Origin of the sequence: Streptomyces sp. NPDC059002 (genome assembly GCF_042740435.1) — a bacterium.
In the GTDB taxonomy this organism is placed as follows: Bacteria; Actinomycetota; Actinomycetes; order Streptomycetales; family Streptomycetaceae; genus Streptomyces.
Genome location: NZ_JBHYJI010000151.1, coordinates 1 through 1,909 on the forward strand (window position 1 = coordinate 1; position 1,909 = coordinate 1,909).

Below are 1,909 nucleotides of genomic sequence, written 5' to 3' on the forward strand. Positions count from 1 at the left end.
CCGAAGAACTCGGGCCGCCAGAGCACGATGTCGGCGAGCTTGCCGATCTCGATGGAGCCGACTTCGTGGGCCAGGCCGTGGGCGAGGGCGGGGTTGATGGTCAGCTTGGCGATGTAGCGCAGGACACGCGCGTTGTCGTCGCGCTCCCCGTCGCCCTCCAGCGGCCCCAGCTCGGCCTTCATCTTCCCGGCCATCGCGAACGTACGGCGCACCGTCTCGCCCGCCCGCCCCATGCCCTGCGCGTCCGACGAGGTGATGCCGATCGCCCCCAGGTCGTGCAGCACGTCCTCGGCGCCCATCGTCCCGGCGCGGATCCGGTCCCGGGCCATCGCCGCATCACCCGGCAGGTCGGTCTTCAGGTCATGGACCGAGACGATCATCCCGTAGTGCTCGGCGACCGCGTCCCGCCCAAAGGGCAGAGTCGGGTTGGTGGAGGAGCCGATCACGTTCGGCACGCCCGCCATCTTCAGCACGTTCGGCACGTGACCGCCGCCGCAGCCCTCGATGTGGAAGGCGTGAATCGTCCGCCCCTCCAACACCTTGAGGGTGTCCTCGACCGACAGGCACTCATTCAACCCGTCACTGTGCAGGGCCACTTGGACGTCGTGCTCCTCGGCGACCCGCAACGCCGTGTCCAGCGCCCGGGTGTGCGCACCCATGTCCTCGTGCACCTTGAAGCCGGACGCGCCGCCCTCGGCGAGCGCCTCGATCAGCGGGGCGTCGCGCGAGGACGAACCCCGGCCCAGGAAACCGATGTTGACCGGCCAGGCGTCGAAGGCGTTGAACGCGTGACGCAGCGCCCAGGGCGAGTTGACGCCGACACCCCACACCGGCCCGAACTCCTGGCCGATGATCGTGGTCACGCCGGACGCGAGGGACGCCTCCATGATCCGGGGCGAGAGCAGGTGGACGTGTGTGTCCACGGACCCGGCGGTGGCGATGAGCCCCTCCCCCGACACGATGGACGTGCCGGTGCCGACGACCACGTCGACGCCGTCCAGGGTGTCGGGATTCCCCGCCCGCCCGATCGCATGGATGCGGCCCTCCCGGATCCCGATGGACACCTTGCGGATGCCCTGCACCGCATCGATCACGACCACATTGCTGATCACCACGTCACACGTCTCACGGACCGCGGCGGCCTTCAGATGCAGCCCGTCACGAGCCGTCTTGCCGAACCCGGCAAGGAACTCCTCGCCGTGCCGCTGGGAATCGGACTCGACCCGCACCGTCAGCCCGGAGTCACCCAGCCGGACACGGTCACCGGCGCGCGGACCATGCGTGGCCGCGTACTCATAGGGATTCACCGCTGCTCCTCCGCTCCCAGATAGCCGCAGGCGGCGGCCCGACGCAGGGCCTCCTCCCGCGCCCCCGGCGCATCCAGCGGACCGTCCACCAGGCCCGCGAAACCGATCGCGACCCGCTCACCACCGATCGGCAGCAGCCCGACCTCCACCCGCTCCCCCGGCCCGAACCGCACAGAAGACCCCGCAGGCACCGCAAGCCGCATGCCATACGCGGCCGCCCGGTCAAAATCCAGCCGCGGATTGGCCTCGAAGAAATGGAAGTGCGAGGTCACCGACACCGGCACCGACGCGGTGTTGCACACCGTCAGCGTCCGGACGGGCGCGGGCTCCGCATGCGCGGGCCCGGGCAGCAACGCCCCCGGCGCCGCATCCCCAAGCCCCGCCCCGATCGGCCCGGACACCACCGCAAGCCGCGACCCGTCATCAAAGACGGCCTCCACATGCACCTCGGTCACCACATCCGCAACACCCGGCAGCACATCCTCAGGACCCAGAACCGAGCGGGCACGCTCAATGGCCTCAGCCAGCCGAGCACCATCCCGCGCCGCCTCACACACCGCATCCGCGATCAACGCCGTCGCCTCGGGCACATTGAGCCGGAG

Annotated in this window: 2 protein-coding genes; both read right to left on the reverse strand. The window is 70.2% G+C overall.

Annotated features, from left to right (window positions below; translation table 11 throughout):
• Window positions 1–1,307, reverse strand: a 1,307-nt coding sequence (locus ACFWZ2_RS43575) for an urease subunit alpha (RefSeq protein ID WP_384555351.1), incomplete at its 3' end; no start/stop codon positions are given.
• A partial coding sequence (locus ACFWZ2_RS43580; protein ID WP_384555352.1) for an urease subunit gamma/beta occupies window positions 1,304–1,909 on the reverse strand: 606 nt, incomplete at its 5' end. The genes ACFWZ2_RS43580 and ACFWZ2_RS43575, both read right to left, overlap by 4 nt.